Source organism: Streptomyces sp. WG7 (genome assembly GCF_049975785.1).
Classification (GTDB): domain Bacteria; phylum Actinomycetota; class Actinomycetes; order Streptomycetales; family Streptomycetaceae; genus Streptomyces.
Window position 1 is genome coordinate 172,263 of record NZ_JBNGGE010000008.1, and the last position, 23,326, is coordinate 195,588.

17 protein-coding genes are annotated in these 23,326 nt (G+C 72.0%); 9 read left to right on the top strand and 8 right to left on the bottom strand.

Annotation, left to right across the window (positions count from 1 at the left end):
• Positions 1-378: 378 nt before the first annotated feature.
• From ACP4J0_RS11965 to ACP4J0_RS11980, 4 genes are all read left to right on the top strand, one after another.
• Positions 379-5,106, top strand: a complete 4,728-nt coding sequence (locus ACP4J0_RS11965; protein ID WP_426598615.1) for an FG-GAP-like repeat-containing protein — start codon at positions 379-381, stop codon at positions 5,104-5,106.
• Positions 5,107-5,683: 577 nt separating this feature from the next.
• On the top strand, positions 5,684-7,039 hold the full coding sequence (dacB, locus tag ACP4J0_RS11970) for a D-alanyl-D-alanine carboxypeptidase/D-alanyl-D-alanine endopeptidase (protein ID WP_426598616.1): 1,356 nt from the start codon (positions 5,684-5,686) through the stop codon (positions 7,037-7,039).
• Between the two features lie 145 nt (positions 7,040-7,184).
• The gene (locus tag ACP4J0_RS11975; protein WP_426598617.1) at positions 7,185-7,997 is read left to right on the top strand and encodes a GNAT family N-acetyltransferase; all 813 of its coding nucleotides are present in this window, start codon (positions 7,185-7,187) and stop codon (positions 7,995-7,997) included.
• A 290-nt stretch (positions 7,998-8,287) separates the two neighbouring features.
• Positions 8,288-8,776, top strand: a complete 489-nt coding sequence (locus ACP4J0_RS11980; RefSeq protein ID WP_426598618.1) for a Rieske (2Fe-2S) protein — start codon at positions 8,288-8,290, stop codon at positions 8,774-8,776.
• 234 nt (positions 8,777-9,010) lie between these two features.
• Here ACP4J0_RS11980 and ACP4J0_RS11985 read toward each other — a convergent pair whose 3' ends face one another.
• Complete coding sequence (locus ACP4J0_RS11985) at positions 9,011-9,931, bottom strand: LysR family transcriptional regulator (RefSeq protein WP_426598619.1); 921 nt, start codon at positions 9,929-9,931, stop codon at positions 9,011-9,013.
• Positions 9,932-10,005: 74 nt separating this feature from the next.
• Between ACP4J0_RS11985 and ACP4J0_RS11990 the strand changes: the two genes are divergently transcribed.
• Complete coding sequence (locus ACP4J0_RS11990) at positions 10,006-11,184, top strand: DMT family transporter (RefSeq protein ID WP_426598620.1); 1,179 nt, start codon at positions 10,006-10,008, stop codon at positions 11,182-11,184.
• 596 nt (positions 11,185-11,780) lie between these two features.
• Here the strand turns inward: ACP4J0_RS11990 and ACP4J0_RS11995 are convergent.
• On the bottom strand, positions 11,781-13,130 hold the full coding sequence (locus ACP4J0_RS11995) for an aminotransferase class I/II-fold pyridoxal phosphate-dependent enzyme (RefSeq protein ID WP_426598621.1): 1,350 nt from the start codon (positions 13,128-13,130) through the stop codon (positions 11,781-11,783).
• 35 nt (positions 13,131-13,165) lie between these two features.
• Here ACP4J0_RS11995 and ACP4J0_RS12000 point away from each other — a divergent pair, with 35 nt between their 5' ends.
• Positions 13,166-13,858 carry a pyridoxamine 5'-phosphate oxidase family protein gene (locus tag ACP4J0_RS12000; RefSeq protein ID WP_426598622.1) on the top strand — a complete coding sequence of 231 codons (693 nt, stop codon included), beginning with the start codon at positions 13,166-13,168 and terminating at the stop codon, positions 13,856-13,858.
• 252 nt (positions 13,859-14,110) lie between these two features.
• Here the strand turns inward: ACP4J0_RS12000 and ACP4J0_RS12005 are convergent, their stop codons facing one another.
• From ACP4J0_RS12005 to ACP4J0_RS12020, 4 genes are all read right to left on the bottom strand, one after another.
• The gene (locus ACP4J0_RS12005) at positions 14,111-15,052 is read right to left on the bottom strand and encodes a DMT family transporter (protein WP_426598659.1); all 942 of its coding nucleotides are present in this window, start codon (positions 15,050-15,052) and stop codon (positions 14,111-14,113) included.
• A gap of 200 nt (positions 15,053-15,252) precedes the next feature.
• A complete protein-coding gene (locus ACP4J0_RS12010; RefSeq protein WP_426598623.1) occupies positions 15,253-16,257 on the bottom strand; it encodes an EamA family transporter in 1,005 nt (334 codons plus the stop codon).
• Positions 16,258-16,353: 96 nt separating this feature from the next.
• The gene (locus tag ACP4J0_RS12015) at positions 16,354-16,893 is read right to left on the bottom strand and encodes a Clp protease N-terminal domain-containing protein (protein WP_426598624.1); all 540 of its coding nucleotides are present in this window, start codon (positions 16,891-16,893) and stop codon (positions 16,354-16,356) included.
• Between the two features lie 340 nt (positions 16,894-17,233).
• A complete protein-coding gene (locus tag ACP4J0_RS12020; RefSeq protein ID WP_426598625.1) occupies positions 17,234-17,884 on the bottom strand; it encodes a PadR family transcriptional regulator in 651 nt (216 codons plus the stop codon).
• Positions 17,885-18,293: 409 nt separating this feature from the next.
• Between ACP4J0_RS12020 and ACP4J0_RS12025 the strand changes: the two genes are divergently transcribed.
• Positions 18,294-19,103 (top strand): PhzF family phenazine biosynthesis protein, encoded by an 810-nt coding sequence (locus tag ACP4J0_RS12025; RefSeq protein WP_426598626.1) that lies wholly within the window; start codon positions 18,294-18,296, stop codon positions 19,101-19,103.
• 49 nt (positions 19,104-19,152) lie between these two features.
• Here ACP4J0_RS12025 and ACP4J0_RS12030 read toward each other — a convergent pair whose 3' ends face one another.
• Positions 19,153-20,067, bottom strand: a complete 915-nt coding sequence (locus ACP4J0_RS12030) for a CPBP family intramembrane glutamic endopeptidase (RefSeq protein WP_426598627.1) — start codon at positions 20,065-20,067, stop codon at positions 19,153-19,155.
• 90 nt (positions 20,068-20,157) lie between these two features.
• Positions 20,158-21,675, bottom strand: coding sequence for a glutamate--cysteine ligase (locus ACP4J0_RS12035; protein ID WP_426598628.1), 1,518 nt, complete (start codon positions 21,673-21,675; stop codon positions 20,158-20,160).
• 551 nt (positions 21,676-22,226) lie between these two features.
• Between ACP4J0_RS12035 and ACP4J0_RS12040 the strand changes: the two genes are divergently transcribed.
• A complete protein-coding gene (locus ACP4J0_RS12040; protein ID WP_426598629.1) occupies positions 22,227-22,811 on the top strand; it encodes a hypothetical protein in 585 nt (194 codons plus the stop codon).
• A 274-nt stretch (positions 22,812-23,085) separates the two neighbouring features.
• On the top strand, positions 23,086-23,289 hold the full coding sequence (locus tag ACP4J0_RS12045) for a DUF5999 family protein (RefSeq protein ID WP_426598630.1): 204 nt from the start codon (positions 23,086-23,088) through the stop codon (positions 23,287-23,289).
• The last annotated feature ends 37 nt before the right edge of the window (positions 23,290-23,326 follow it).

Here is a 23,326-nt window from a genome sequence, read left to right on the forward strand (position 1 = left end):
CGCCCCGCCTTCGTCACGCTGAGTGACGGAGTGTGAGGGCCCGGGGGAAACGGAATTCTTCGTACCGGAAGCCTGCGCGCCGCCCGTGCACATCGACCGACGCACCGCAAGGAAACGGGCGGTAGAAACCGTATGAGAAAAAGACCGAGAAGGCCCGTCAACGGCCTGGGGGGAACATTCGGGAAGGCGATGTCGGCAACATTGCTGATGACCCTTTCAGCCGGAATGTTGACCCTTTCACCAGCGATCGCGACAGCTTCGGAAACATCTGGGACGAAGGCGTCGGAGCGTACGGGAGACACGCTCGCCGAAAAGCAGCGTGAAGAGACCGACGCGGCCGTCGAGAAGGCGGCGGAAGAGAACCGGCGCGTCGAGATCGTGTCCGCGCGCACCGAGACGGACGAGACGTTCGCCAACCCCGACGGCACGTTCACCGTGGAACGCGCGCTGATACCGGTCCGCGTGCGCCAGGGCGGAAAGCTCGTGCCCGTGGACACCCGCCTTTCCGAAACGGAGAACGGCCGGGTCGCACCCGCGGCCACGGGAATGTCCGTCTCGTTCTCCGGCGGCGGTGACGGGTCCTTCGCCACCATGGTCAGGGACGGAAGGGAAATCTCCCTCACCTGGCCGGGCGAACTGCCCGAACCGGTCCTCGACGGCCGGACGGCCACCTACCGCGACGTCCTGCCCGGCGTCGACCTCACGGCCACCGCCGACGTGGACTCCTTCTCCCACGCGCTCGTGGTGAAGAACGCCGAGGCCGCGAAGAACCCGGCGCTGGACGCCGTCACGTTCGGTCACTCGAGCAAGGGCCTCGACCTGAAGGCCGGGGCGGACGGCCGCCTGGAGGCCGTGGACCCGACCGGAACGGCCGTATTCTCCGCGCCGCAACCACGGATGTGGGACTCGGCCGGATCCGAGGACGCGACCGCGGCGCCGTCCACGGGAACACCGGAGGCGGCGGCGAAGGAACCCGCGAAGGCCGGTGCGGCACGCTCCGCGTCCGTGGTCCGTGCGGCGAGCCAGGCGCCGGCGGCCACGCACGCCGGCTCGGCGCCGCGCCCCCTCGCCGAGACGCTGACCGGCGCGACCGAGGGTTCCCGGCAGGCGGGCATCGGCGTCGAACTGACGGACCGTGCGCTGACCCTGCGCCCGGACCAGCGGCTCCTGGACGACCCGGACACCGTGTTCCCCGTCGTCATCGACCCCGTGTGGGCGAAGGACGCCTGGAAGAACGCCTGGTCCATCGCGTACAAGCACACCGGTTACGCCAACTCCGACGACACCGTCTACTGGAACGGCGGAACGATCTCCGATTTCGCGCGGGTCGGTGTCGCCAACGACACCCAGCGCGGCGGAACGGTCCGGGCGAACACCTACTTCCGGGTCTCCACGTCGAACACCTGGGGAAAGCAGATCATTCGTTCGACACTCCGGATCAAGCAGACCCACGCCGGTTCCTGGTCCTGCAAGTCGGGGGCCGTTCAGGTCCGTACGATCGGTAAGACCCTTCCCACCAACATCACTTGGAACAGGCAACCCAGGTGGGGCACTCTGGTGGATTCCTCCGGTGAATCCTTCGGTGGCCGCAACTGCCCCGCGGACAAGGCGGGACTCGTCGAATTCGACGTGACCGGCGCGATCAGCAAGGCGGCCAAGGAGAAGTGGGGCTCGTGGGCCTTCGTCATGTCGGCGAAGAGCTCCGAAGCCGACGTCTCGTGGCGGAAGTTCGACCCGCACTCGGTGCGTGTGTCGACGTACCTGAACACGATTCCCTCCAAGCCGAGCAACCGGTCCACCGACCCGTCCGTGCCCTGCACCGGCGGCACGTTCGGCACCACCGACTACATCACTCTGCGTGCGAAGGTGAACGACGCCGAGGACAACAACCTCGTCGCCGAGTTCCACTACGCGCCGAACGGCGCCTCCTCACCCAAGACCGCCAAGGTCAAGGCGAGCCGTGGCTCGGTCGCCAGTCTGCGCATCCCCACCGAGGGCCTCGCGTCCGGCACGTACTGGTGGGACGTGAGAGCCAGTGACGGCACCGCCAACAGCCCCTGGGCCGGCCGGTGCGGCTTCACCTTCGACAAGACCCGGCCCTCGAAGCTGCCCGGCGTGGCCTCGGCCGAGTTTCCCGCGGAGAAGGACGGCAACCCGGCCCGCACGGCCGGGAAGTTCCAGTTCACCGCGGAAGGCGTGGCCGACGTCACCCGGTACGTCTGGTGGACCGACTCCGACACCCGTGAACGGTTCGTCGACGCCACCAGGGCCGGAGGACCCGCCAAGGAGCCGGTGACCTACACACCGCTGAACGCCGGCCCGCAGTACCTGTACGTCCGCAGCCTCGACGCCGCGGGCAACCGTTCCGACCTCAAGACGTACCTCTTCTACCCGACGCGCGCCCCGGAGCGGGACAGGCCCGGTGACCTCAACGGCGACACCACCGTCGACATGTGGACCGTCGACCCCGGCAGCGGCGCCCTGTGGATCCACCCGGGCCAGGGCAACGGCAAGTTCGGCGTGGGCCGCCAGGCCGACGAGGAGTCCTTCGGCACCGCGGTGCTCACCCACCGCGGCAGCTGGAACGAGGACTACTACGAGGACCTCGTCGCCCTGCGGCCGGGCCTGGAGGACCCGGGCGTCAAGGAGCTGTGGGTCTACACGAACCGCGGCGACGGCGAGCTCGGGGGCGCGGACACCGGCCGCTGGCCGCTGGAGGTCGCCGTCGAGGACGCCAACCACTGGGGGAACGCCGACCAGGTGCTGTCGATCGGCAGCGTCAACGACGACAACGCCGACGGCCGGGTCGACGCCGACGACGCGCCCGACCTGCTCGTCAAGGCGGGCGCCGAGCTCTGGCTCTACCTGGGCAGTCAGGGCAGCCCGCTCATCGACGAGGTCGAGCCGGTGTCCCTCGGCAACGCCGACTGGCAGAACATGACGCTCCTCGCCCCCGGCGACCTCAACGCCGACGGCCTGCCCGAGCTGTGGGCCCGCGACGTCGACAGCGGAAAGATCCACCAGTACACCAGCCGTCAGAACCCGGTACAGGACGACGTCACCGCGGCCGACCTGAGCGTGTACGCCGACCCCGCCGCGCGCGCCACGTCCATCGGCAGCGGCTTCACCGGCTCCGCCCACCCGCACCTCGCCACGGACGGCGACTTCGAGGGCGACGGGTTCCCGGACCTCTGGTCCCGGGACGGGGTGGGCAGCGCGGTCGAGTTCCCCGGCCGGGCGCTCGCCGACGGCTCCGCCTTCGGACCCGCCCGCCCGCTGGTGACCGGCGGTACCCCGTGGGCCACCTGTGAGACCTTCGAGTCGAAGGCCACCGGCAAGCGCACCCTGTGCGGCCCGATTCTCGCCAAGTACAAGGCGCTGGGCGGCCCGGCCGGCTTCGGATACCCGAGCACCGACGTCGTCACCGCTCCCGACAAGGCCGGCCGGTACGCGCACTTCCGGGCACCCGGCACCACCGTCGACAACCGGTCCGTCTACTGGAGCCCGGACACCGGCGCGTGGGAGGTGCGCGGCGCGATCTGGGCCAGGTGGACCGAGCTGGGCCGCGAGGGCGGAGTCCTCGGCTACCCGACCGCCGACGAGCGCCGCACCAGCGACGGCGTCGGTTACTTCAGCACCTTCAGCAAGTCCGGCAAGGGCAGCGCCGTCTACTACTCCTCCGGCACCGGCGCCCACGAGGTGCAGGGCGCCGTCTACACCCGGTACCTCGCACTGGGCGGCCCGCAGCACGTCGGGTATCCGATGGAGGGCGAGAAGGCCACCACGCCCAAGGCGGGCGCGTACCAGCGGTTCCGGTTCCGGGACGAGGAAACGCACAGCACGGCGATCTACTGGAGCAAGGCGACCGGTGCCTGGCCCGTCCACAACGCCATCATGCGCAAGTGGACCGAGCTGAAGTCGGAGAACAGCTGGCTGGGCTTCCCCACGTCCGGGGAATACCAGGTGACCGGCGGTATCCGAACCGACTTCGAGAACGGCTACGTCCGCTGGAACCGCACGAGCGGCACGACCACCCAGCACAAGCCGGACGACCTCACCGCGCACCTGCGGACGGATCTCGCCGGTGACGTGAACGGTGACGGCCGCACCGACATGATCACGGTCTACGACTACGGGAACTCGTCGACCGGCATCCACGTCCTGACCGCCGACACCGACGGCGGTGTGCGTCCCCCGAAGGAGGTCTGGACGAGCAACCGGGCCACCTTCGACGCCGCCCGCGCCAAGTGGACGGCCGGCGACGTCAACGGTGACAGGCTCACCGACGTCATCGCGTTCTACGGCTACGCGGACGGGTCGGCCGCCATGTGGACGTTCGTCACGCAGAAGGACGGCGGGCTCGAGCTGCTCAAGAGCGCGGTCCTGCCGCCGAACAGCTGGGACATGGAGCGGGTGATCTCGGTCCAGGCGGGCGACGTGAACGGCGACGGCCGGGCCGACCTGACCACCGTCTACGACTACGGCAACGCCCAGATGGGCCTGCACAAGTTCCTCGGCCGTGCCGACGGCGGATTCGACATGCCCGTGCGCGGCTTCAACTCCGGTGACGGGAACTGGTGGGCCAAGAACGCCCACTACACGATGGGCGACGCCAACGGCGACGGCCGGGCCGACCTGATCGCGTTCTACAACTACGGCGCGGGCGCCGCCGCCCTGTTGACGTTCGTCGCCGAGCCCGACGGCACCCTGGGCCAGCCGTTCAAGTCGTGGAACGTGCAGACGGGAAGCTGGGATCTCGATCGTGTCGAGCTGACGAGCGGCGACTACAACGGTGACGAGCGCGCCGACGCCGCGGTGATGTACCGGCACGACGACGCTGTGACCGCGCTGCACACCTTCACGGCACAGGCGGACGGCGGCTTCGGTGATCCCCTGGCGGGCTGGAAGACCCAGCCGGATGTCTGGGACGCCGGCAGCTCGGGGATGCCGCTCTCCGGTGACGCCGACGGCGACGGCCGGGCCGACGTCCTGATCATGTACAACTACGGGTTCGGCGCCACCCGGGCGTTCACCTTCCCCTCCCGGGAGGACGGCACGTTCGAGAACCCGCAGCGCTCCTGGTACGCGGAGCCGGGCACATGGTGACGCCGGGCCGGTGACGCACCCGCACGACCGGTGACCGACAGCCGCCGGGCACCCGCTACGGGTGCCCGGCGGCTGTGCGCCGAGGCACGGGCGGTGAGCGCCGGACATGGTCGCCGGGTGCCCTGCGGCCCGACGTCCGCGTCGTACGGAGACGGTGGCGCCCATGGTGGCCGCGCGCACTCCTACGCCGAGATTCGCGCAATGGCCGCGGACGCCGCTCACCCGCATTCGGTTCCCGACCCGCGTCTCCGGCCCGGCGCCGGCACGGATTACCCGAAGGTCCCTTTCCGGTGCATGAAAGGGCAGGGGAGATGCCCGTACGACACCGAAAGGACTCCTTCACAAAGACGCACGGAAATGGGTTTCGTAATTCACTGGCCGTCAGAAACCACCTCAACAGCCCGTCGCGGGCGCCCTCCCCCTGACGCCCAGGCCGCACCCGTCACGAGACGGTCATGAACCGTCACGAGTCGTTCACGCGCCATCAATTTCCGATCCTGCCGTCCAACTGACGGCTGGTAGCGTGCCCATCGTTCCACCCCACAGAACGAAGTAATCGATCTTTGGATTTCACTTTATGACTGGTACGCCGGACGAAACCCCCACCAACACTTTCGCCCCGGGCGGACGCCGTCGGCACCGCAGGGCAAGAGTGAGCCGCATCGGCGCGCGACGCGCCCTCGTGCTCGCGATGGCCGTGCCCGTGGCCTCCGCCACGCTGGCCGGTACCTCGGCCTTCGCCGCCGACGACAGCACCACGACGGCGCAGGGCATCTCGGTCGACGGCCTCGACGCCGACGACGCCCGGTTGGTCAAGAACCTCAACGAGCGCGTCGCCGACGAGCGTCTGGGCTCCGAGGTCAGCGGCGTGGTGCTCGACGCCGACTCGGACACCGCCCTCTGGGACCACAACGGCTCCACCACGCTCATGCCGGCTTCCAACGCCAAGCTCGCCACGGCGACCACCGCGCTGACGCTGCTGGGCGCGAACCACGAGTTCACCACGAAGGTCGTGTACGGCGACGGCACCCTCACCCTCGTCGGCGGCGGTGACCGCACCCTCACCAGCGACGACGTCGCCGAGCTGGCCAGGACGGCCGCCGACGGTCTCAAGGCCGCGGGTCTGTCCGGCGTCAAGGTCCGCGTGGACGACAGCCTGTTCGCCGCTCCGAGCCTCGCCAAGGGCTGGAACGAGGGCTACTACCCCACCGAGGTCACGCCGGTCCGTTCCCTCGTCGTCGACGGCGCCGCCGTGCACGACACGTCGATCAACGCCGGCAACGTCTTCGCCGAGCAGCTCGCCGCGCAGGGCATCACCGTCGACGGCGACGTCAGCCGCGCGACGGCCAAGCGGTCCGACGTGCCCGTGGCGCAGCACAAGTCTGCGCCGCTGTCGGCCATCGTCAAGCAGATGCTCAAGACGAGCGACAACAACATCGCCGAGACCCTGCTGCGGATGTCCGCCGTGGAGCTGGGCAAGCCGGCCACCTTCGAGAGCGGCACCGAGCTCGTCCGCCAGGTGCTGAGCTCGTACGGGATCTCGCTCGACAACTTCGAGATGTACGACGGCAGCGGGCTCTCCCGTGCCGACCGCATCCCGGCCGCGACCCTCGCGCAGCTCCTCGACGCGATCACGGAGTCCCCCGCCCTGAGCTCGATCCTGGACGGTCTGCCGGTCGCCGGCGAGGCCGGTTCCAGCCTCGGCCCGGAGTGGGGTCGCTTCGACGACGCCAACTCGCAGTGCGCCGTCGGCAAGGTGCAGGCGAAGACCGGCACGCTCACCGGGGCCATCGCCCTGAGCGGTGTCACGCGGACCGAGGACGGCGAGTGGCGGATCTTCTCCTTCATCGAGAACAACTCGTCGGCCGCCCCGAGCGACATCAAGGACGCCATGGACGGCCTCGCCGCCACCGTGAACGGCTGCTGGGCCTGACCGGCCACCGCGTCTGACACATCGCACACCACGGTCCGTCCGCGCGCCGCCCACCGGCGGCGCGCGGACGGGTGAACCTTCCGGCCCCTCCCGCTCGTTGACTCCTCCGACGGCATTCAGCGCACGCGACGTTTGAGGAGTTTCGGTGAAAGATCTCGCGGACTCGATCGAATCGGTGGAGCAACTCGCCACGGTCTGGCGGGCCATGGTCCTCGACCGTGCCCCGGATGCCGACGTGCGTGACCTCCCGGGCATCGCGGTCCGCTGGGCGGACTGCCGTTTCGCCTTCTGGAACTGCGTCACGCTGACCGACGTGAAGGCCGACGCGCAACTCGTGGAACGGCGCCTGGCCGAGGCCGCGGACATCATGCGCGCCAAGCGGCGTCCCGGTTTCCTCTGGCTCTTCGAGGACCTCCTGGACGACGGGGCGCGGGCGGTCCTGGACGACGCGGCCGGGCGGGCGGGGCTCCGGCTCGCCTTCCCCGGCACCGGCATGGCCGGGGACCTGCTTCCCGTCCCCGATCCGGTCCATCCCGACCTGACGTTCGTGCGCGTCCGCTCCGACGACCAGCTGACCGCCTACGCGGATCTCAACTCGCGTGCCTACGGCTTCGACCTGGACGAGGGCCGCGACGGGCTCGCCGGCTCCGCGCTCTGGAAGAACGACGTGCACGCCTATCTCGGCCTGCGCGACGGTGTCCCGGTCGCCTGCGCCGCAGCGGTGGCGGCCGAGGGCCGTCTCTTCGTCGCGCTCGTCGCCACGGACCCCGAGTGGCAGCGGCGGGGCTACGGCGAAGCCGTCACCAGGAAGGCGCTGCACGAGGGCGGGCGGGCCACGGGTCTGACCCGTGCCACCCTGCACGCGACGGAGGCCGGGGCACCCGTGTACCCGCGCATCGGTTTCCGGCCGAACTCGCCGATCCGCTTCTACGGGCTGCGGGACCGCGCTTCAGCCTGAGGCGAGACCGACGCGCGTGACCCGGTCCTCACCCCCCGCCCCGCATCCCACGGGCGCCCCGGGAGCCGACCCACCGCCACGACCGCGACCTCATCCGCAGTGCCCCGCCGAGATTGACGGGTACGGCCGCCACCAGGGACGCACCCCCGCCGACAGCCGAACGACAGCCTTGTTTTACGCCCGCCCGACCGCCGGCGCGACAGCATCTCGGCACGGTCTGAACAGCATGTGTCCCGGGGCCGTACCTCTCGGCAGATCATCACGCATCCACCCCGGAAGGGAACCCCAGCATGACCAGCGCATCGTTTCACCCCGCAGGACCGGCCCGTCGTACCGTCGTGGCGGCGGCCGGAGCGGCGGGGCTCGCCGTCGCGCTGACCGCGTGCGGCGGCTCGGACGACGACGCTTCGGACGGCACCGGCGCCGCTCCCTCGGCTCCCGCCTCCGAGGAGGCGGACGGCGGCGGTTCCGGAGGTGGCGCGAACGCCGAAGCCGCCCTCGCGGCGACCGCCGACATCCCCGAAGGCGGCGGCAAGGTCTTCGCCGACCGGAAGGTGGTGGTCACGCAGCCCTCGGCGGGCGAGTTCAAGGCGTTCTCCGCCACATGCACCCATCAGGGGTGCGCGGTGAAGAGCGTGTCCGACGGTGTCATCAACTGTCCCTGCCACAACAGCAACTTCTCGATCACCGACGGCAGCGTGCAGAGCGGTCCGGCGACCAAGCCGCTGCCCGCCGTGCAGATCACGGTCAGCGGGGACTCGATCCAGCTGGCCGGATGACGGTGCCGCAGCACCGGGGCCGGAAGATCATGACGACGCCCGGCGAGCGGTTCGTGGGCGAGGCGCCGCGCACCGGCGGGCTGTGTGCCGAACTCGCCGTCCCGAGGAGGCTATTCGTCCGCAGGAACTCCGGTCCGGAGGAGATGACGCACGACGGCCGGCACGCCCGTCTGCGTCTGACCCCCGGGAAGGCCGTCTCCCAGGCCTTCGCACACTGGCGTCGGGGTGATCGGCTCACCCCGTCTGCCCCGCCTCCGCCACCTCCCTCGCCGTGGTCCGCAACGCCTCCACCGCCGCCCGGATCGACGGGCGGCGGTCGGCGTCCGCGCGCCAGACGACGTACACGTGCCGGCGCACCCGCTGCTTCAGTGGCGCGGTGACGACCCCCTCGGGCATCGGATGGCGTCCGAGCAGCGGGGCGATGCACACACCGAGTCCCGCGGCGACCAGCCCGAGCTGGGTGTGGGTCTCGGCGGCGCGATGGCCGATGACCGGCTCGATGCCCTTCGAGCGCAGCGTGAACATCAGCCATTCGTGACAGAACTCGCCCTCTCCCCACGTGATCCACTCGTCCTCGGCGAACTCCGCGAGGTCCACCTCGCCCCGGCCCGCGAGCCGGTGGCCGACCGGCAGGGCCACGCCGGCGGGATCGTCCAGGAGCGGCGCCTTGACCAGGCCGTCGGGCAGCGGCATCGGCTTGTTGTACCAGTCGAGTACGACGGCCAGGTCGAGGTCGCCGCGCACCACACCGTTGACGCCGCGCTCCGGCTCCAGCTCGCAGGAGCGGATGCGCAGCGCGGGGTACCCGGCGCGCAGGGTGGCCAGTGCCGCGGGGAAGAGTCCGCGGGCGGCCGTCGGGAACGCCGACAGCCTCAGTTCGCCCGCCACCTGCCCGCGTTGCGCCTCCAGGTCGGCCTGGGCGAGTTCGACCTGGGAGAGGATGCGGGCCGCGTGCTCGGCGAGCAGCCGGCCCGCGTCCGTGAGCCGTACACCCCGTCCGTTCTTGGCCAGCAGCTGCTGGCCGGCCTCGCGCTCCAGCTTGGCCATCTGCTGGGAGACGGCCGAGGTGGTGATGTGCAGGCCGGCGGCGGCACCGCTCACCGATCCGTGCCGGGCGAGGGCGTCGAGGGTACGCAGGCGCTCCAGGTTCAACATGTAAGTGATGCTACGAGATATCCGGTGCGAAATCTCGATTGTGCTACAAGGATGGCTGCACCATCGTTGCCTCCATGAGCAGTAGCGACACCACCTCCCCGTCCCTCCGCGCCCTCGACTGGCGGCTGCGCTTCGGACTCCTCTCCCTCGTCTGGGGTTTCAGCTTCCTCTTCATGAAGGTGGGCACCGAGAGTTTCGCCCCGTTCCAGGTCACACTGGGGCGGTTGGTGTTCGGCACGGCGGTCGTCGCCGTGGCGATGGCGGTGAAGCGTGAGCGACTGCCGCGCGGGGCGCGGACCTGGGTGCATCTGACGGTCGCCGGGTTCCTGCTCAACGCGTTGCCGTTCTCCCTGTTCGCCTTCTCGGAGCTGACGATCCCGTCGTCGCTCGCGGGCATCTGCAACGCGACCTCGCCACTGTGGGGCATGGCCCTGTCGCTGGTCGCCCTCTCCGAGGACCGGCCGACGCGGCGGCGGGTGGCAGGCCTCGGCATCGGCTTCCTCGGCGTCCTGACGGTCCTGGGCGTCTGGCAGGGCTTCCACGGCCTGGACGTCACGGGCACGGCGCTGGCCCTGCTGGCCTCGCTCAGCTATCCGATCGGCTGGATCTACGTCCGCCGCACACTGGCCGGCTCCAGCCACTCCCACCTCTCCCTGACCGGCGCCCAGCTGCTCCTGGCCACGCTGCAACTGGCCGTCGTGACACCGCTCTTCACTTCGGTGCCGAGCAGCTTTCCGGTGCTCCCGCTCCTGGCTGTCGTGGCGCTGGGCGTCCTCGGCACCGGGCTCGCCTTCCTGATCCAGTACGACCTGGTCGCCGAGGTCGGCCCGACGACGGCCCAGATGGTCACCTACTTCACCCCGGTCATCGCCACGGCCGCGGGCGTCGCGCTGCTCGGCGAGTCGCTGTCCTGGTCGACACCGGTCGGCGCGCTGATCGTCCTCGCGGGCGCGGCGCTGACACAGGCACGGCCGAAGTCCACCACGAGCGGCACGGGCGGCACGGGCGGCACGGGCGGCACAGCCCGGAACGACGCCATGAACGTCACGGTGGGCACGAGCGCCACCGACGGCACTGGCGCCGCGGCAGGCACGGATGCCACGACCGGCACAGGCGGCACGGCCGACACGGAGACCACGGACGGCACAGGCGGCCCGGCCGACACAGTCGACTCGGCCCGCTCGGCCGGCGATGACGGCACGGCGGAGGAGCGGACGCGCCGGTCGCGAGTGCGTGAGAAGGCGACGGCGTAGGCGGGCGGCCCCGGGCGGCCGGCCCGTCGCGCGCACCGGGTTCGGCACGGCCCCGGACCGGCCCCGCGGCCCGCGCCGACCGGACCGTCGTGGGCGGCCGGCAGACCCCCGGCACCTCCCGCGACCGCCGCCGGCCCAACCGGCGAACCGGCACGTCCCGCTGGCCGACGACCGCAGCCGACTCCGGGGAAGGCCACCACGCCGCCCCGGCCGGCCGCGCGGGCCGCACAGCACCGAACGAACCACCCGCACGCCCCCGGCGACCACCGGGACCCGGCCGAAGTCCAGCCACCGGCTCCAGCCGCCACCGGAACCGGCCGAGCCCCAGCCACCACCTCAGCCACCACCTCCAGCCACCACCAGAACCCGGCCCAACCCCAACCACCGAAGCCCGGTCGGCGCCCGATCACCTGTCGCGGCCGCCCGCCCGCGAGCGGCGTGTACGGGCGAACCACCACCCGCCCGGCGGCCGGCCGCACACCCCAAAGGCCCTACCCGGGCCCGTCCTCCGCGCCGCCGCCCGGAACGAGCCGGCGCAGCCGGAACGAGGCGGCGCAGCCCGGAACGAGGCGGCGCAGCCGGGTGGAACGCGCACGTCATACATAGTTCCGGAGCTGCCCCGGCCCCGCTCCCACCCCTGGCCCGACCGCAGCCGCGACCGCGTCCGCGAGAGGCCCGATGTCGCCCTCCGTCAGCGTCGAGACCGTGATCCGGATGCCGGGCGGGGCGCTCACGCGGAAGCGTGCGCCCGGCGCCACGGCCCAGCCGGCGTGCAGCAGCCGGGCAACCGCGCCCGTCTCGTCCGGCACCGGGATCCACACGTTCATGCCGCTGCGTCCGTGCGCGGCGACCCCGCGTTCGGCGAGGGCGCCGAGGAGCCGGTCGCGGCGCCGCCCGTACTCCGCCGCCACCGCGTGCGCGTCCACCGCGCCGTCCGCCCACAGCCGGGCCACCGCCCGCTGGGTGATACGGCTGACCCAGCCGGGGCCCAGCCGCTGCCGCCCGCGGACCCGGTCGAGCGTGACGGCGTCCCCGGTGAGGACGGCGAGGCGCAGGTCGGGGCCGCACGCCTTGGCGGCCGAGCGGACAAAGGCCCAACTGTGCGTGGTACCGGCGAGCGGATGCAGGGGCAGGTCGACGATGCGGTGACCGTGGTCGTCCTCGATCAGCAGCGTCCGAGGGTGGTCGCGCAGCACGGACCGCAGGGCACACGCGCGCGTGGCACTCACCGCGGCGCCGGTCGGGTTCTGCGCGCGGTCCGTGACGACCAGGGCGCGGGCGCCGCCCTCGAGGACCCTGCGTACGTCGTCGGGCAGTGGCCCCTCGTCGTCGACGCCGACGGCGACCGTGCGCAGGCCGAGCGCGGGGACGAGGTCGAGGAGGCTGCCCCAGCCCGGGTCCTCGACGGCGACGGCGTCGCCCGGCCTGAGGTGGGTCGTCAGGACCCGCTCCATGGCGTCCAGCGACCCTGACGTGACGGCCACGGGCCCGTCCGGCACCCCGTCGGCGTCGAGTTCGGCCCGCGCGCGGCGCACCAGGTCCGGCTCCACCGGGTCGTCCCCGTACAGAACCGGTTCCCGGTCGCCCTGCTCGGCCGCCGCGGCGAACACCGGTCCCAGCGCGGGCAGCAGCCCGGGGTCCGGGTTGCCCGCGGACACGTCGCGCACGCCCTCCGGCACCTCGACCCTGATGAATTCGCGCCCGGTGGTGGCCGGCTTCGCGCGCACCCGGCTGCCCCGGCGCCCGGCCGTCTCGATGACCCCGCGCTCACGCAAGGTGCGATAGGCGGCGGCGACCGTGTTCGGGTTCACGCCCAGCCGTTCGGCCAACTCCCGCATCGGCGGCAGTGGCTGCCCCGGCTCCAGCTCCCCGGAACCCACCGCACGCTCGACGCTCGCGGAAATCTCCGCTGCGCCCCGCCCTGTGATCCGATACTCTCCTAGCACAAAGACAATTATGCACTAGTGCAATGGAGAGCGCCATGCAGGGGACCACGGAGACGCACACGCCGTCGCAGCCCGGCACCGCCTACCCGCCCACCGACCGCACCGTCCCCACCCGTTCCCCCGACCGGGCCTCCTACGACAAGGAACTGGTGCACTCGATACTCGACGAGGGGTACGTCTGCCATCTCGGTTTCGTCCGCGACGGCGCCCCGGTGGTGCTGCCGACGCTCTACGGCCGGGTCGGCGAGCGGCTCTACGTACACGGCTCGACGGGCTCGCGCCCCCTGCGGATGACGGGCGCGGCCGACCCGGGGCTGCCGGTGTGCCTGACGGTGACGCACGTGGACGCGCTGGTGCTGGCCCGCTCGGCGTTCCACCACTCGATCAACTACCGGTCGGTGGTGGTGCACGGCACCGCGTACGAGGTGACGGACCCGGAGGAGAGGCGCACGGCCCTGGACGCCCTGGTCGACCACGTCGTCCCCGGCCGCTCCCGCGACTCCCGGCCGGCCAACAAGAAGGAGCTGGCCGCCACCGCCGTGATCCGCCTCGATCTGAACGAGGTCTCCGCCAAGCTCCGCACCGGCGGTGTGAACGACGAGCCCGAGGACCTCGCCCTCCCCCACTGGGCCGGCCTCGTCCCGCTGCGCAAGGGCTACGACGCCCCGGTCGCCGACCCGGACCTGGCCTCCGGCACCGGCGTGCCCGACTACCTGTCGGCCCTGTGACGTCGGCGAATCCGTCCGACGGCGGCCAGGAGAGTGCCCCGGGGCCCGCGATCTGAGCGCATGTCCCGGCTCGCGTCCCGGCTCGCGCCCTGGCGCGTGCCCGGCGCGTGTCCCGGCAGAGCAGTGCGCAAGGGGCGTGCCGCTGTGGCGGTCGCTCCGGTCGGCGACCTTGCGACGGATTCGCCGGCAGGGGCGGCTGACGGTCCCGCCCCTGCCGGAAAAGGGGCCTCTCCCGCCGAGAGGCCCCCGCCGTCACGCCGGCGCCGACCGCGTCCGCGCCTCCCGGGTCTCCGCCACCGCGAGCCCCGCGACCGAGCCGAGCATCAGCAGGGTGCCGGCGAGCGTCGCCACCGTGAGGTGCTCCCCGAGGAGCAGGACGGCGAGGACCGCCGCGCTGACCGGCTCCAGCAGCATGACCACGGAGACGGTGGCGGACCGGACGACGGCCGCGCCGGCGAAGTAGAGCCCGTAGGCGAGGGCGGTCGGGACGGCGGCGACGTACGCCAGGAGCCACAGGAGCCGGACCGGTTCGGCGGTGTGCGGCACCAGGCCCTCGGCGAGGGCGAACGGCAGCAGGCAGAGACTGGTGACGGCGAACGCCCCGACGGACGTACTGGCGCCGTCCGCCCCGCCGTCCCGTCCCCACCAGCGGGTGAGCAGCGTCATCACGGAGTACCCGGCGGCGGACAGCAGTGCGAGGAGCACGCCCGACGGACGGACGGTCGTACTTCCGCCGCCGAGGACGAGCACCACGAGTCCCGCGAGCGCACCGACCACGGCGGCGGCCCCGCCCCGGCCCAGGTGCTCCCCGAGGGCGAGGCGCGCGCCGAGCGCGATCAGCACCGGGCCCGCGCCGAGCGTGACGACGGTGGCCACGGCCAGCCCGGTGGACTGCACCGCGGCGAAGTAGGCGGTCTGGAACACCGCGAGTCCGAGGCCGGTGACGACGGCCCGCAGCGCCTTGCGGGCGAACGGCTCGCGTACGGCCGTGCGCGCCCGCGGGCGCAGCGGATGGACGGCGAGCAGCAGCACGAGCCCGGCCGCGCACCGCCAGAACGACAGGGCGACGGGCCCCATGTCGCTGGCCCGGTAGACCAGCGAGGCGGCGGCACCGGCGGTGCCCCAGGCGGCACCGGCGACGATCAGATAGAGGAGGCCACGCCCGACGGGCAGGCCGGAGACGGCATTCGACACGGCATTCGACACGAGTTCTCTCCGCAGACGCGCACGGGGCGCGGGAGTTCGAAGCGGCCCCGGAAGGACCGGAGGCGCGAGGACTGCGTCTGCGGGCAGCACCGTCCGGCCCGGCGACAGCGCGCCGGGCTGGTCACAGGGGCCCGCCTCAGGCGGCCGGAGGCGGGAGGACGAGTGCGTCGGAATGCATGATCAGCACCTTAGGCCGCCGTTTCCCGGCTGGACAACTCCCTTTCCCCTCCGCCGCCCGCCACGGGGTCCGGGGAGCCTTTCGCGGGCGTCGACGACTGGGCGATGAAGGCGCCCACCAGGACCACGACGCCGCCGATGATCTGCGGGGGCGACAGGTGTTCGCCGAGCAGCACCCAGGCCAGGACGGTCGCGATGACCGCTTCGAGGCACGCCACGACGCCCGCGACCTGCGGTGAGAGGCGGCGCACGGCGACGATGCCGGTGACGTAGGCGAGGACCGTGGCGATGAACACGATCCAGGCCAGCAGCAGGGCGGCGGCGACGGGTGTGCCGTCCATCGGGACGGTGTGGGTGAGCAGGGACCAGTCCATCGACCAGGGGCGGGCGACGACGGTGAGCACGGCGGCCCCGACGAGCAGGCCGTAGGCGATGACGCCGAGCGGGTCGGGCGCCTCGTCACCGGCGTCACTGCCCTGGTCGGACAGGACGAAGTAGCCGACCTGGCAGCAGGCCGCGCCGAGCGCGAGCAGCAGTCCGACGGCGTCGAAACGCAGCCCCGACCAGACCTCCACCACGCAGGCGAGCCCGCCGACCGCGAGGACGACACCGAGCGCCGCGGCCCGCGTCACGGGCCGTCGTTGCACGAACCGCACCCAGCCCAGGACGAGGGCGGGTGCCAGGTACTCGACGAGCAGGGCGACGCCCACGGGGATACGGGAGATGGCGGCGAAGTAGCAGGCCTGCACACCGGCCACGGCGAGCAGCCCGAACCCGGCGAGCAGCCCGGGGCGGCGGCGCAGCAGGGCGCGGTGGCGCACGGCGAGCGGCAGCATCACCAGGGCCGCGCCGGCCACGCGCAGCCAGACCACGTGGAGCGGGTCGAGTCCCGCCTCGATCAGCGGCTTCGCCGCGACCCCGGAACCTCCGAAGGCGACCGCGGACGCGAGCGCCAGGCCGAGCCCGGCGCCCTTTCCGCGGCTGCCGCGAGCGCTGTCAGACGTATGCACCGGCACATGATGACAGGGGACGACATGACCGTCACCTCCAATGACCCCTGTCTCGCCGACTGGACACGACCACGGCACGACCGAGGGCGAGCCGGGGCGGGCTCAGGCCGTCGCCTCGAAGTGGTCGTCCACCCGGGCGAGTACGGCCTGTGGCTCGACGGCGGCACGGGCGAGTACCTCGACGGCACGCGCCTGCGGGTCTGCGACGAGGGCGGCGAGCAGGTCGACGCCGCAGGCCCCGGCCGCCCCGCGCCGTTCGGCGCGTGCGCGGGCGGCTTCCATGGCCGCGGCGGCCAGCGGCGAGAACCCTGCGGCACCGGTCACCACGGGTACGGCGCCGGAGTCCTCGACGGCGGCCTGCCAGCGCAGGCCGTAGCCGATGCTGCGCTGCACGAGGTAGCCGAGGAGCCGGGCGACCCGCGCCCCCTCGCCGAGGACGGTACGCGCCTCGGGGTCGTACTCCAGGAGGGAGTGCAGCAGGTGGGCCGTGTCGATCTGCCGGTCTCCGTCCCGCACGGCTCTGCGACGGGCCCCGGAGACCACCGACGCCAGTTCCGCGCGGAACGGGGCATCGGCGTCGGTGCCGTCCGGGCGCCGGCCGCCTTGCTCGCCGGCCGACTGCCGGGGGATACGGGATTGCACACCCTTAGCTCATCAGTCCCTCGGGACCGGGTCATCCCCGAAGGGGAGCATTTCGGCATCCCGCGCAGAGGGGGCCCACCCGGCCGGAATCTCCTCCTTACGGATGAGATCAAGCCCTTTCGTCCTCCCGGGCGCGCGCCGCCTTGCCGCGCTCTCCCCGGCGACCGAGGCGTTCCGCCGCGCGTCCGACCGGGGCATGTGAAGCGGGTGCCCGCCCGCGGCACCGATCGCCGTCCACGGCTGCCCGTACGTGTCCGAGGCGGGCCGGCCGAGCAGGCCCGCACGCGGAGGTGCCCCGCGGATCGCTCCGCGGGGCACCTGGCCACTCCGTCCGTCCGGGTCAGTCCTCGTCGGCGAGGATCAGGTACAGCTTCTTGCGGGCGTCACCGATGACGGCGAGCGCCTTCTCCCGCTGTTCCTTGCTGCCGGTCTTCCAGACCTGGCCGAACGCCTCCATCAGCCCGAAGCCGGCCTGCCGGATGTCGTTCAGGGCCTCCCAGTCGACGCCCCGCGAGGCCTCTTCCCAGGGCGCCTCCGGACCCTCCTCGGACGCGGTGCGGCCCGCCTCGGTGAGCGCGAAGAGCTTCTTGCCGCCCTCGCTCTCGCTGGCGATCAGCCCCTCGTCCTCCAGCAGTTGGAGCGTGGGGTACACCGAACCGGGGCTGGGCTTCCACGCCCCGCCACTGCGCTCGGCGATCTCCTGGATCATCTCGTAGCCGTGCATCGGCCGGTCCTTCAGGAGGGCCAGGATCGACGCCCGTACGTCGCCGCGCCGCGCCCTTCCCCTCGGACCGCCACGTCCCCGGCCGCCCCAGGGCCCTCCATGACCGAAGCCCGGCCCGAAGGGGCCGCCGCCGTGACCGCCGCCGGGGCCGCCCGGCCCGAAGGGGCCGAAGGCCGCACGCCGGCCGTCGAAGCCGCCGTGGCCGAAGGGGCCACCCTCCCCGCGGCCGTGTCCGCCGTGCCCACGCTCGTATCCGTGGCTGTGCATCGCCATCACTCCATCCAGTCGTTGATCGATCACGATGCTTCAACGATATATCGGAACGCATCGACTGACAAGCCCTCTGCGAAGGGGCGCCGTGCTCCGGAAGTCGTACGTCTCTGTCGCCGCCGGCGGTGCGAGGCTCGTCGATGAGCCGACGGAGCAGGCGCTTTCGCGGGATCCCGCCGCACGCTCGCGCCCGGCGGACGCCTCACTCCCGACCGACGGTCCGTCCCGGCGGACGTCTCACTCCCGACCGACGGTCCGTCCCGGCGGACGTCTCACTCCCGACCGACGGTCCGTCCCGGTGAACCGGACCGCCGCACGCCCCGCACCTGCTTCCCGCCACAAAACCGGTCCAGCACTCGCGCATTGGCCTTGGTCCGCGGCTCCGCGGAGCGTCTAGCGTCGGAGCATGCGCATCCGAATCGTCGACGCCTTCACCGACCGGCCCTTCGCCGGCAATCCCGCCGGGGTCCTGCTCCTCGACGCCTTCCCGGACGACGACCGGCTCCAGCGGGTCGCCCTGGAGGTCAACCACGCCGAGACCGCGTTCGCCCACCGCCTGCCCGACGGCGGCGAGGCCGACTGGGCGCTGCGCTGGTTCACGCCGGCCACGGAGGTCGCGATGTGCGGCCACGCCACGCTCGCCACCGCCCACGTCATGCACACCACCGGCGCCCACGAAGGCCCGGTGCGGTTCGCCACCCGCAGCGGCGTCCTGGTCGCGACGCCCCGCGAGGACGGCTCGATCACCCTGGACTTCCCGACCGCGCCGCTCACCCGGGTCGAGCCGCCCGCGGGCGTCGCCGAGGCCCTGGGCGCCGAACCCCGCGCCGTCCTCGACACCGGTCCGGACGTGGGGGACCTGCTGATCGAGGTCTCCGACGAGAAGACGGTCCACGGCCTGACGCCGGACCACAAGGCGCTGGCGGCCCACTCCGCGCGCGGCGTCATCGCCACCGCCCGTGCGGAGGACCCCGCCCGTGGCTACGACTACGTCTCCCGCTGCTTCTTCCCGAACGTCGGCATCGACGAGGACCCGGTCACCGGCAGCGCCCACACCGCCCTCGCGCCGTACTGGTCCGAGCGCCTCGGCCGCCCCGACCTCACCGGGCTGCAGGCCTCGCCCCGCTCCGGCCGCGTCCGCACGGAACTGCGCGGTGAACGCACACTGCTGAGCGGGCACGCGGTGACGGTGATCGACGGAGAGCTGCTGGTCTGACCCCGTGGAGGGGGCGTGGGCGAGAGGCGCCCGCGCCGCCCGCTCCCCTTCACGCCGTCGGCAGCCAGTCCACCTTCCCGGCCAGCAGCGCGTAGCCCACGAAGGCCCCGATGTCGAGCAGCGAGTGCGCCACCACCAGCGGACCCACGCGTCCCCACCGGCGGTAGAGGTACACGAACACCACGCCCATCACCATGTTGCCGATGAAGCCGCCGATGCCCTGGTAGAGGTGGTACGACCCCCGCAGCACCGAGCTGGCCGCCAGTGACGCGCCGGGACTCCAGCCGAGCTGGTCGAGCCGACGCAGCAGGTAGCCGACGACGATGACCTCCTCCAGGACGGAGTTCTGCACCGCCGACAGAATCAGCACGGGGTACTTCCACCACACGTCGGGAAGGGCCTCGGGCACCACGGTGAGGTTGAAGCCGAGGCCCCGTGCGGCCAGGTAGAAGGCGATGCCGGTGCTGCCGATGACTGCGGCGACGGCGGCCCCGCGGCCCAGGTCCGGCCACGGACGGCCGCGGTCGAAGCCGAGTGTGCGCAGGCTCCGCCCCTCCCGCAGCAGGAAGTGCGCGACGAGGGCGACCGGGACGAGCGCCGTGGTGATCCCGAAGAGCTGCCACGCCAGGTCCAGCCAGGGACGGCCCGGGGCCGCGGAGGCGTTGAGGGTGGCCGCCTGGTCCTTGAGCCCGCCGGGACGGGTGACCGAGCCGATGAAGCTGATGAGGGCGGACACCCCGCTGGCGCCGAGCGACAGCGCCAGGACGAGCAGCGTCTCGTCACGCAGGGTCCGTCGCGAGAGCCGCTCCCGAGGAACCGGTTCCCCACGAACCGCCCTCTCCCGAACCGGCCTCTCCCCACCGACCGGCCTCTCCCCACGAACCGGCTTGTCGTCACCGACCGGCTTCTCGCCACGAACTGGCTTCTGAGGGAACGAATCGTCCACCGGGCCCGCCTCCGCCATGCACACCTGCCTCCAGCTGGGACGTCACAGCTTGCCCGATCAGTGTGAGGCGGTGCGCGGCGGGGGCGGGGCCGGCGGTCGTGGCGGGGATCAGCCCAGCCGCGCCGGCTCCGGCAGACCCACCGGCCACAGGTGTACGGGATGGCCCTCGCGCATGAGCTCGACGTAGCGGCGGGTCGTGGCGGCCAGCGCGGCCTCCCGGGACAGGCCGGCCTCCAGCGCCCGGTGGAAGGTGGCCGCCTGCCAGGACGCGCCGTTGACCCGGCGCCGGCACCGCTCCTCGATCACGCCGAGGTACAGGTCCCGGTCGGCGGGCTCGACGCCCCACGCGTCCAGCCCGGCCTCGGCGAGCGGCAGCAGCTCGTCGCGTACGAGGACGGCGGCGTCGACCTCGGTGGTGCCGCCCAGCCGGCCGCGCCGGGGCCATTCGAAGCGGGCGTCGATGCCGTGGCGGCACGCGGCCTCGAAGTTGGCGGCGGCGGCCTCGAACGGCAGCCGGGTCCATACCGGCCGGGGTTCCTCGGCGAGCGCGCGGACGACGCCGTAGTAGAAGGCCGCGTTGGCCATGACGTCGGTGACGGTGGGGCCGGCGGGCAGGACGCGGTTCTCCACGCGCAGGTGCGGGACACCGTCGGCGACGTCGTAGACGGGGCGGTTCCAGCGGTAGACGGTGCCGTTGTGCAGGACGAGTTCGGAGAGCGAGGGCACGCCGCCCGCGTCCAGGACCTCCAGCGGGTCCTCGTCGTCGCAGATCGGCAGGAGCGCCGGAAAATAGCGCCGGTTCTCCTCGAACAGGTCGTACGCCGAGGTCACCCACCGCTCGCCGAACCAGGTGCGCGGTCGGACGCCCTGGGCCTGGAGCTCGGGCGGGCGGGTGTCGGTGGACTGCTGGAACAGCGGGGGGCGCGACTCGCGCCACAGCTCGCGGCCGAACAGGAAGGGCGCGTTGGCGCCGACGGCGATCTGCGCGGCGGTGACCGCCTGGGCCGCGTTCCACACATCGGCGAAACGGTCCGGGGTGACCTGGAGGTGCAACTGCACCGAGGTACAGGCGGCCTCGGGGGCGATGGACTTGGAGGTGCAGGTCAGGCGCTCGACCCCCTCGATGTCGAGGGTGAAGTCCTCGCCGCGGGCGGCCACGATCTGCTCGTTGAGCAGGGCATAGCGATCGACGGCGGAGAGATTGGAGGAGACCAGGTCGTCCCGGTCCAGTGTCGGCAGAATCCCGATCATCGCGATGCTCGCGTCGACCTCGCCGGCCTTTCGGTCCGCATATGCCAGTGCCGTACGGATCTCCTCGGCGAGGCGGTCGAATACCCGGCCACCCAGTCGATGTGGGGCAATGTTGACTTCCAGGTTGAACATGGCGAGTTCTGTTTGGAAGTCGCGGCTCGCGATGCGTTCGAGGACTTGCGCATTCAACATTTTCGGCATCCCGTCGGCACCGACGAGATTCAATTCGATCTCCAGCCCCATCAGGTTCTTCGGGCGATCGAACCGCTTCTCCGCCAGAAGCCGCTCCAGGCCCGTCAGGCACCGCTGGAGCTTCTCGCGGTAGCGCTGGCGATCGGACAGGTCGAACTGACCTGCCACGACCTTCTCCCCCATGGAAGAGTCCCTTCTAGAAGCGGCGCGTCGAAGATCCGGCCGCCGGTGGCCGGTCAGGTGGGATGATGCCCAGCCGAAGCGATCGATAACGTCCCCGGACCGGCCCGGCACCCGCTACTCTGTGCCGATGTGACCACTGGCACATTCACCGGGCATGGCACGTCGATCAGCTCCCTGCCCGGTAACTCGTGAAAAACGCCGACGACAATTGGCCGACCGCTTGGTGAACATTCCCCGAGGTCATCGTCGTACACCCGGTCGTAAATCCGGAGGATTCCCGCATATCGACGACCGAATGCAACCTTGTACTGGTTGCCGGAATCGGCTAGTCGAAACACAGTCTGAACACATGTCGTATAAACTCCGCGGACAAGGCAGACGACCGGCGCCCACGGTCGACGGATCCTGCCGCCGAGCTGACGCGCGGCAGGCCTCGCCCCCTTCTCGGTTCTCGGACCCGGCCCCTGCCTCCCCAGCCCCGTGAGCTGACAGCGTCGTCCGCCCCGCTCCGCCCTCGCGCCACCGTGCCTTCGAATGAGAGGCGACCCATCATGCCCCTGCATGTCCCCCCGGCTCCCGCGCCCGCCCTGCGCTCCGTCCTCACCGCCCTCTCCTCTCCCACCGCGGTCCGCGAGGCCCGGACTCCCTCCCTGCTCGGCGCCCAGGGCCCCGCCACGCCCGAACTACCGCTGCCCGTGCACGTCCTGGACGGGATCACGGCGGAGGGCGTGACGGCGACGCGACTGACCGGATGGCGGTTCCTCATCCGCTGCGGCGACCGTGCGGTGGCGGCGGCGGAGACCATGCTGACCCCCGACGGCTGGGCGTTTTCACGCTTCTTCGAGGGCCCCTACGTCGCCTCGACCGAGCGCGCGCTGCGCCAGGCCGAGTCGGTCCCCCAGGCCTACCAGCCGCGTCTGCTGTCGGTTCCCGGGCTGTACATGCTCACGCTGTGGCTGCACGGCGACTGCACCGCGGACGCCGCCGCCGGACACCCCGCGGCCACCGACCTGCTGGTACCACTGGCACCGGCCCCTCCCGGCATCGCGGCCCACCGGCCGCACCGGGTCTCCGAACTGCTGCCCGTGCTCACCCACCGGGTGACGCCGACCCGGCTGCTGCGCTCCCCCGCCTGACCCGCCCCGCTCACCCACCCGCGCGGACTAGCCTCATCCGGCCATGCCGAACCACCCGAAATGACAGTGCAGTTGAGATGAACCGTCCGCGCGGGTGGTGCGTCATCAACCTGTGAGAAGCGGTGCTGCGAAATACCTGCGGATCGACGCCCGTGGGGCAACACTGGGTCAGGACCGACCAATACAACGGGGGGCGGCCATGAACGACGCTTCACGCCGCGAGACAGCCAAGACAGCGAACGCACCCGCGACAACAGACCGAGAGACCCCACTCATGTGTCAGCACCAGCCACCGTGCCCCTCAGTCGACTCCGCCGACCGGGAATCCGCCCGCCTCGTGGCGCACCACCCGGAGCAGGGCTGGAGCCTGCTGTGCAACGGTGTCGTCCTCTTCGAGGACACCGGTGAGCTCCTGCCGGACGGTCGGGCCATCGCCCCGCACCGCCCCGTCGGAGCAGGCCTGACGGCCGCCGCCTGAGCACGGGCCGGGCGGCGTGTCACCACTGCGCCCGGTG

Excerpts from the sequence above, each read along its gene's own strand:
- ACP4J0_RS11985 (WP_426598619.1), bottom strand. The coding sequence starts at position 9,931 with ATGTTGAACCTGGAGCGCCTGCGTACCCTCGACGCCCTCGCCCGGCAC.
- ACP4J0_RS12035 (WP_426598628.1), bottom strand. The coding sequence starts at position 21,675 with ATGGGGGAGAAGGTCGTGGCAGGTCAGTTCGACCTGTCCGATCGCCAG.
- ACP4J0_RS12045 (WP_426598630.1), top strand. The coding sequence starts at position 23,086 with ATGTGTCAGCACCAGCCACCGTGCCCCTCAGTCGACTCCGCCGACCGG.
- ACP4J0_RS12030 (WP_426598627.1), bottom strand. The coding sequence starts at position 20,067 with ATGGCGGAGGCGGGCCCGGTGGACGATTCGTTCCCTCAGAAGCCAGTT.
- ACP4J0_RS12020 (WP_426598625.1), bottom strand. The coding sequence starts at position 17,884 with ATGCACAGCCACGGATACGAGCGTGGGCACGGCGGACACGGCCGCGGG.
- ACP4J0_RS12025 (WP_426598626.1), top strand. The coding sequence starts at position 18,294 with ATGCGCATCCGAATCGTCGACGCCTTCACCGACCGGCCCTTCGCCGGC.
- ACP4J0_RS11990 (WP_426598620.1), top strand. The coding sequence starts at position 10,006 with ATGAGCAGTAGCGACACCACCTCCCCGTCCCTCCGCGCCCTCGACTGG.
- dacB (WP_426598616.1), top strand. The coding sequence starts at position 5,684 with ATGACTGGTACGCCGGACGAAACCCCCACCAACACTTTCGCCCCGGGC.
- ACP4J0_RS12000 (WP_426598622.1), top strand. The coding sequence starts at position 13,166 with ATGCAGGGGACCACGGAGACGCACACGCCGTCGCAGCCCGGCACCGCC.
- ACP4J0_RS12040 (WP_426598629.1), top strand. The coding sequence starts at position 22,227 with ATGCCCCTGCATGTCCCCCCGGCTCCCGCGCCCGCCCTGCGCTCCGTC.
- ACP4J0_RS11980 (WP_426598618.1), top strand. The coding sequence starts at position 8,288 with ATGACCAGCGCATCGTTTCACCCCGCAGGACCGGCCCGTCGTACCGTC.